Origin of the sequence: Nonlabens dokdonensis, from assembly GCF_002162835.1 — a bacterium.
Classification (GTDB): Bacteria; Bacteroidota; Bacteroidia; order Flavobacteriales; family Flavobacteriaceae; genus Nonlabens; species Nonlabens dokdonensis_B.
In genome coordinates this window covers 7,133-15,141 of sequence record NZ_MAAX01000194.1, presented here as the reverse complement: position 1 = coordinate 15,141, position 8,009 = coordinate 7,133, and the positions used below count along the sequence as shown (strand labels likewise).

General features: G+C 34.2%; 8 protein-coding genes. 1 reads left to right on the top strand and 7 read right to left on the bottom strand.

Annotated elements, in window-relative coordinates; translation table 11 throughout:
* From A9Q93_RS13030 to smpB, 7 genes are all read right to left on the bottom strand, one after another.
* Window positions 1–661: TlpA family protein disulfide reductase (locus tag A9Q93_RS13030; protein ID WP_369674733.1), on the bottom strand; the 661-nt coding region annotated here is incomplete at its 3' end.
* 170 nt (window positions 662–831) lie between these two features.
* Complete coding sequence (locus tag A9Q93_RS13025) at window positions 832–1,227, bottom strand: VOC family protein (protein ID WP_303687834.1); 396 nt, start codon at window positions 1,225–1,227, stop codon at window positions 832–834.
* 180 nt (window positions 1,228–1,407) lie between these two features.
* Window positions 1,408–2,250, bottom strand: coding sequence for a hypothetical protein (locus A9Q93_RS13020; RefSeq protein WP_303687833.1), 843 nt, complete (start codon window positions 2,248–2,250; stop codon window positions 1,408–1,410).
* 152 nt (window positions 2,251–2,402) lie between these two features.
* Window positions 2,403–3,008, bottom strand: a complete 606-nt coding sequence (locus A9Q93_RS13015) for a hypothetical protein (RefSeq protein WP_303687832.1) — start codon at window positions 3,006–3,008, stop codon at window positions 2,403–2,405.
* Window positions 3,009–3,060: 52 nt separating this feature from the next.
* The gene (gene xerA, locus A9Q93_RS13010; RefSeq protein WP_303687831.1) at window positions 3,061–4,206 is read right to left on the bottom strand and encodes a site-specific tyrosine recombinase/integron integrase; all 1,146 of its coding nucleotides are present in this window, start codon (window positions 4,204–4,206) and stop codon (window positions 3,061–3,063) included.
* A gap of 190 nt (window positions 4,207–4,396) precedes the next feature.
* The gene (locus tag A9Q93_RS13005) at window positions 4,397–6,892 is read right to left on the bottom strand and encodes a DUF5686 and carboxypeptidase regulatory-like domain-containing protein (protein ID WP_303687830.1); all 2,496 of its coding nucleotides are present in this window, start codon (window positions 6,890–6,892) and stop codon (window positions 4,397–4,399) included.
* A 217-nt stretch (window positions 6,893–7,109) separates the two neighbouring features.
* A complete protein-coding gene (smpB, locus tag A9Q93_RS13000; protein WP_303687829.1) occupies window positions 7,110–7,574 on the bottom strand; it encodes an SsrA-binding protein SmpB in 465 nt (154 codons plus the stop codon).
* A gap of 55 nt (window positions 7,575–7,629) precedes the next feature.
* Between smpB and A9Q93_RS12995 the strand changes: the two genes are divergently transcribed.
* Window positions 7,630–8,009, top strand: a 380-nt coding sequence (locus A9Q93_RS12995; protein ID WP_369674731.1) for a DUF6503 family protein, incomplete at its 3' end; no start/stop codon positions are given.

Below are 8,009 nucleotides of genomic sequence, written 5' to 3'. Positions count from 1 at the left end.
CCTCAATTGTGTTGAAATTCAAACCTTTTTTTTCATTCAGTTTAATTACATCTCCATAAGTACAACCATAATATATAGGAACAAAATTTATTTTTTTCGATTCAAGTTGTTTTCTGTTTAATTCAACCTGTTCAAGTTTTTCAACACAAGGAGCACACCATGTAGCCCAATAGTAAATAATAGTTTTATCATAATTGATGAAATTATCAGAAATTAAAGTGTTTCCATCTGATAATTCAATTGGAATAAAACTAGAAATGTAACTTATTCTGTTTTGTGGTTCAAAAATCGTTTCATTTAGTTTTCTATATTCAGAGTTACTTTTGATAGAATAACTTATTTCATTGTGATTTAGAGTGCTATTTTCTCCTAAAAGAGATAAAATTGGTCTTCTTTTGAAAGGTGATTTTACACCATAGTAGTCAATTCCAGTTTCATTGTAAATTCCGTTACCATTCCAATCTATTAAATACCATTCTGTTTGGTTTTCAGAAAGTCTAATTCCATTTTTGATTTCTTTTTTATATAAATATTCATCAACAAAAATAGGTTCGTTATCATAAACAGCAAATTCGAAATTCACTGTTATATTTTGTTCTGGGTTTTTGCAAGAGTAGAAACAGATGAAAAATATAAATAGTATGATTAATGCTTTTTTCATATTTTGGGCAACGTTGATGTATATGGTTTGTTGCGTGTTTAAGCACCTAATTTAGTAAATAAAAACCGAATAGAAAATCTGCGAGGATTTTCGTAAGTAGGCTAGAACTAGCAATAAATTATATACGGTGTTGGCAACTGGCTTTATTTCAGTTTCTTTTCGCTCGTTTTTTATTCCGTTTTCATTGGCGTACAAATCTCAATTAGAAATCCGTTATTATCTCTTAAATATCCAACTTTTTGTCCCCAAGGTTTTTCAGTCAAAGGTTCAAATTCGGTTGCTCCAAAATTGATTGCATTCTGAAAGTCCTTTTCGATATTTTCAGTCGTAAATGCTAATTCCACACCAAAAGGTTTTTTAGATTTTGATATTTTTTCAAATCCGCTTTTGAAGTTTGAGCTTCCTAATTCGATAGAAGCAAATGCGATTGTAGTTTCTCCCGAAATCAATTCTCCATAATCATTTTCAGGTGTCAAAAATTTTCGGTTAAATCCGAACGCTTTTTCATAAAATTCAATTGTTTCGGCTACATTCTCAACATAAAGTATTGTATAAGCGTATTTCATATTCTCAATTTTTCTCGTTTATCTCGATTTTTTTCAGCTTGTTGCCAACGTGTTTGTATATGGTTTGTTGCGTGGTACAGCACGTAATTTAGCAAATAAAAACCGAATAGAAAATCCGCGAGGATTTTCGTAAGTAGGCTAGAACTAGCAATAAATTATATACGGTGTTGTAGTGCGTTTTTAATTCCACATATATTCTAATTCAATGTCGTTTTCTTCAATTGATTTCACAATGAAAGTCGCTCCATAATTCGCAACTGAAGTGTATTTTTTTCCGTTTTCTTCTCTGGTCTTAAAACCACCACTTATTACTAAATAGGTTTTTCCCTCATCAACGTCCCAATTGTAACTTTTCGAAAGTTTCAAGTCAAGTAAATTCGAGCAGTTGTCTTTAAATTCTTTTTGGCTCGAAAATTCCCAATAGCAATCTTTATCTAATGCTTCTGATTTGCTTTTTGTGAGTTTTAATATTTCTCCTCTTTCAAATGTTTTCTTTATAGTTTTAGGATACCAAATTCCATTAAGTTTCTTTGATAGTTCTTTTTCTAAGTTATTTCTTTCAGATTTTAGATTCTTAAAAAACTCCGAAAAAAGAACTTTTTCTATATTCTCATATTCATAATCTTGCCAATCACAATATCTGTCAATTTTTAATGTATCTAAATCTCTAATTATTGTATAATCTTGAATTGAAGAGCTCCAATATTTTTGCTCACAAGAATCTTTGAATTTAAGTGCTTGATTCCAAAACTCATTTAGAAGTTTAATCTTGTCAGAGTTCAATTCTGAGTCTCCTGAAATCCCAGTTCTTTCACTAATTTTATATTCAGGTCGTATTATTTTTCCAAATATTTTATTTCCTTTTTTAGTGAATTCCATTCTTTTATTGACATAAGCTTCGTCTCCAGTCCAATAATCGATTATTAATTTCTCAAATTCTGGGTTTTGGGTATTTTCTTTTTTTCCGCTACAAGAACAGAATAAAATTAAAATCAGAATGTTAGATGTTATTACTGTTCTCATTTCTCAAATGCACTACAACGGTTTAGCATATGGTTTGTTGCGTGATTAAGTCACTAAGTTAGTAAATAAAAACCGAATAGAAAGTCCGAAAGGACTTTCGTAAGTAGGCTAGAACCTAGCAATAAAATATATGCATTGTTACCCAACGTTTTTTAATTCGGATAAATCGATAATCTTATTTGATTGTAAGAGCCTTTAGGATTTCCAAAAGCAAACAAATATGCATTCATTCCGCTTTTATTCAGCCACTTTATTCCATCTCGATAAGTTCCGTCATCTTTTGGGTTTTCAGATTCGATTTCCGAAAAGGTTGGTTCTCCGTACTTTTCGGTTAGCATTTCAGTCAATTCCGTGAATTTTTTCTTAAACGCTTTTTTCGTTTTTAGATTTTGCTTCTCCGTTTTAAAACTTTTCTGTTTTAAGTCATTCCATTCGTAAGTTGTAACTCGTATTGTACTATCCTTTGTGAAATAGTAACCAACTTCGAGTGAGAAATTCGGTTTTATTATTCGCCTAAAGTCTCGAGAAATTTCAAGTTCATAATTGTCCTTATTCGGAAAAATGTTTTCTCCAAGTCCAACTTTATGCGTTCGAGTAATATCTTCCGATTTCAGTTTTTTTTCAAGTTCGAGTGCATAATTCAAATTAAGATTTTCATAATTAAAAATCCGTTCATTTTGGAAAACTTTTTTCGAAGTTCCGCATCCAACTAATATTAAAGTCAGAAATGTAAATGCTATGACGATTGTTTTTTTCAAATGTTGGGTAACTTGTTATATCTTCCCAAATATACTCTTTATCCCGTATAAATTACCGGGATAAACGCATATTTCTGTTGTCTTTATCCCGTTTTAATAATTGCCATTGTTGGACTGCTGCATCGAGCGGATTCGTAATTTTATCCAAGTCCTTATGTGCCACATGTGTGTAAATCATTGTGGTTTCTGGACGGCTATGACCTAATAGTTCTTGAATTATACGCAAATTCACACCATTTTCTACTAGATGCGTTGCATAACTGTGCCGCAAATCATGTGGAGTGATCTTTTTTGATATTCCTGCTTTCTTACAACTGCGTTTTAACATCGCACGCACGCTGCTCGCGCTATAAGACTGGTTCTTTTCTCCTGCTATAAAAAAATCAGTAGGTTGGTAACTAGATAAATAATTATGTAACAATGCTTTGATATTTTGTGCAAGAGGTACATACCTGTCTTTACGTCCTTTTCCCATCTTGACGTGTACACACATACGCTCAAAATCTATGGCATCTACTTTTAATTCCAGTAACTCGCCTATGCGCAAACCACAGCTGTACAACATAGCGATAATCGTACGGTGTTTTAAATTATATGTTTTCTGGAGCAATCGCAATACTTCTATTTGTGATATAACAGTAGGTAAATGTTTACTACGTTTAGGTCGTTGTAGCTGCTCAATATCTTCTATAGGTCGGCCTAAATATTCATAAAATTGTTTTACGGCACTTATCAATTGTCTTTGAGTGCTTATGCTCATTTTTTTCTTATCTACATGAGAGATAATAAAACTACGTAGCTGTGAGGCATCCAGCTCTTTTAAAGGTGCTTTTTTAACATGAACGGCGATTTGCCTTAAAAAAGTAAAATAAGTAGTAATCGTGCTCTGGCTGTATCGTTTTGAATATAGAAATTCTTTAAAACCCAGTAGTGTTGCACGGTGATCTTTATGATAAACTTCTAGAAAATCTTGTGCGTTTTCATCACAATTATAATGGTATCGCTGCTCTTTAAGTAATTGAGTAATAACAAGTAATTGTTTACGCTCTTTTGCGATATACCAAAATTTACGACTTCCGCTATATTGAGCATCAGTTTTTTCTTTGAGTAATGCAATGAGCTCTTTATTGTAATCAAATTTTATGGAAAATACAGCTTCATTTCTGTGTTTAGTAAGATCAATTTGTATCGCGTTCATATTTCAAAAAAGTTAAACTTCTAAATATAAAACTTTTAAATAAAAAATAAATCTTGTTTTTGTACTTCGTCCATTTCTATTTTTAACATTACTTGTCAGTATACCAGGTCGTGTATTCCAGTCTGATAAAGTAAGGTGTAGATAGTTGTAATTCCGCTTTCGCGAAAGCGGAACTAGTAAAAACCTCTTTTTATATTCCAAAATTAATTCCTACCACAAAAGCACCATATTTCCTGCCACTGGTCATGCTATACACATAATCCACACGGAAAGGCCTGAACTTGCCAAAACCTATGTTATCGATTCCAGCGCTGGCCTCAAAATACGGTCTGCGGTCTGTGAATAAGGCTTTACCGCTTAAGATCAAATCATAATTCAACTGGTTCAATCCAGGGATTTTGCCCAGTACAAATCCTTTAAAATCGTGCTGTAAATGAATTTGAGCATAATCGCTATTTGTACTGTAATCATAGTAATTTAACAAGCCAAAACCATAAGGATTCAATGCTTGTGATTTAAAACGCAAGCGGTTGCCATTAAAGTGCTGGTAGTCTACAAAAGAGATCTCCTCGCCATCTATAAACGTACCAGCATTCATCCAGTAACTACTGCGGCCTAGGTTGCCCATATCAAAGCTCTGATACAAATTTGCACTCAACTGGTGGAAGTTGTTACCGTTCTCGCTACCAGCAAAACCACCTTCATAGCGCAACGCTATAGTTGGGTACTTCTCGTTGCGTATGTTGTACTTCTGGTCAGGATAACTCTGGTATTTTTGCCCTGGTCGTATGGTAAGACCTAAGCCTAGTTTAAGAACTTCATGCTCTGTAATAAAGGCATTTCTATTATTATCTAGTTCTACTGGATTATTACTGGAATAATCTACATCACTTTGAGTAAACCACACTTGGTCGGTCGTATTGTTAAGCGGCTGTCTTCTCTCATAGTTTGCTCTGGCGCTCAAATAAAAACCATTGGCCACTTCTTCATAATAGCTGGCGCCTACAAAATCTACTTCATAAAATTTGGCAAAATTTCGTTCAAATGCAAGACTGGAAATCGTGTTTTCTAAAGTACTTATAGGATTACCGTTGTTGATTTGTCTTGCTTCTGTTCCAGCGGCGAGCGAAATGTTTCTTCTATTAGTTCTATTAAATCTATAATTTGCTCGTGCGGTGTAACGCAACCTATCGTCTGAGATTCCATAATTAATGTCACTGCTTATATACAGGTTGCGGTTGTAGTCATCGTCAAAACCTTTGGAATAACTAAAACTGGTTCCTAATACATAACCTTGCACGGTATTAAATCCTTTAAAAGAACCTAAATCGATCAAGCCGTCGTAGCTGTAGCGCTCGTTTTTATTGCTATTTCTATACGTATAACCTGTGAGCAATGAGGTCATTCTAAATTTGTTATTCACACGATCTACACTGTCTTTATACTTAGGATCGTTGCGCACTTTTGCAATACTGTCTTTAACGATATAGTTTTTACTTTCTTCTACCGTAAGTGGTACAGGACGTTTTTTATTCCAGTAAATAGAGTCTTTTTTATTAGCATCTTGTTCAAAACTCAAAACCTCAGGACCAAAACTTTCTTTATCAAACTGCGGCGCAAAATCATAGTTGGTATAATTGGCAATAAACCTTCCGTTTCCTTTAAAACCCAAAAACGCAAATTCAAAATCGATACTCTGCGATCTTTTGATCCAGTCGCCGCTGCTAGGCTCGTAGGTAAAGTCTTGATTAAAGGTCAGTTTTTCAATCACTGGCACGTTGATGTTCTCACCTAGAGTAGTGAGCTCCAGACCGTAAATAGTCCATTGATCTTCTACGATGTAAATAATACCGTTAAAAGTATTGTCTTTAGGACGTTTAGAAGTCACTTCTATTTTATTGATCAAGAATTGATTCTCGTCATAAAAAGCACCAAGTAGTTTGTATTTGTAATAGCTAAAAGCATAGTCTGCAATAGGAGAGACGATGCGGTTGTTCAAGTCTATGTTGTTGTTATAGAAATCAAAGTTAGCACTCTCTGCACTGTTAACACTAAAACCGTTATCGTCTCCAGAAATTTTACTCGCGATTATATGTTCCTTAAAATCGTCTGGAGCGTCATAAGCGATCTTAGAAACCGTTTCTGACAAGTATACCACACCACTGCGCGTTATAGAGTCTAGTGAACCTTCTAGATCACCTATTTCTTCTCCCATAAACTTCTCTGGTACATCTTTCATACGCCATAAACCACGCGAGTAAAAATCGGCTTTATAGCTAGAAAATTTTTTACGGTTCTGTTCTCTATTTTCAATAGCAGCTCTTATAACACGATCTGCAGGATTACTGTCTGAGTTTACCACAACCGTTTCAAGTGATGCGACTTCTTCTAGTAATTGTACATTTAGTATTTGTCCATTTTCTTTAAAGTCTACTTCAAAAGTTTGTGGTTGATAACCTAATGATTGAAAAACCACTTCATAAGATTTATAACCGTCCAGTTTAAGGGTATAACTACCATCCATGTTTGTAGAAGTTCCTTTGTAGGTTCCTTTTATATAAATAGAGGCAAAGGCAATAGGTTCCTCATTTACGTCTGTAATAGTACCAGTAAGTTGAGCTTGGGTAAAAAAGCTTATTAATAAGGTAGTGATTAAGGTGACGGCAGTTCTAGTAATGATATTCATCTGGGTTGGGTTATGAAAAGGCAAATTAATAAAGCAAATGGAACATCTACAGTTAACTTGATCTATTTACTGTTAAGACGTAGGTATTTTAAAATAGTTGCCTATATGAATAAAGATAGTAAAAACATGATGCCATATATCACAAAGACTCATATAAATCTATGAGGTCTACTTGGGCCTTAATTATAACTGTAAGAGGATAAATAGAGTAAAGTAACTAGGTTCTGAATTGCTTTTTAACCGCATCTAGTCTTCTTTTATTATCGCGATCTTTTAAAGTTTCTCGCTTATCGTAAAGCTTCTTACCTTTTGCTAGTGCAATTTCTAATTTTGCTAGACCTTTTTTATTTACAAAAAGCTTGAGAGGAATGATGGTATTACCAGAATTTGCGACCGCTTTTTCCAGTTTTTTAAGTTCTTTGCGATTAAGTAAAAGCTTGCGTTCTTGTTTAGGCTGGTGATTAAAATAGGTCGCATGTGAGTATTCTTGAACTGTCATATTTATGATAAACAGCTCGTTGTTTTGAAACTCACAGAAGCCTTCGGCGATACTTGCCTTACCTAAACGTATGGCTTTAATTTCAGTCCCGGCAAGTACAATTCCTGCGGTATACTTGTCCAGTATCTCGTACTCAAATCGCGCTTTGCGATTCTTGATCTCTATTTTGTTCTTAAATTCCATAAATATGGGACAAATATACTTTAATAGGTTATGGAATCTCTTATATCTTTGTGAAATGAAAAAGAAACTCTATTTATTACCTCTAATTTTAACCGCTATAGTCTCATGTTCAACTCCTACTCCAGACGCGCGATCGATTATGGACCAGGCGATGCAGGCTCATGGCACTTCTATAGCAGCAAATGGTACGCTAGCGTTTAACTTTAGAGGTATTGATTACACTACCAGTCGTGATAACGGTACATACAGCTATAAACGTCATTTAACTATAGAAAATGATACGGTCATCGACCAGCTGGATAATAAAGGCTTCACTAGATTAAAAAATGATACAGTACAACCGCTGACAGACTCGCTTTCTACACGATATGCAGCGAGCCTTAACTCTGTGATCTATTTTGCCCAATTGCCCTATGGACTGGATGGTGAAGCTAT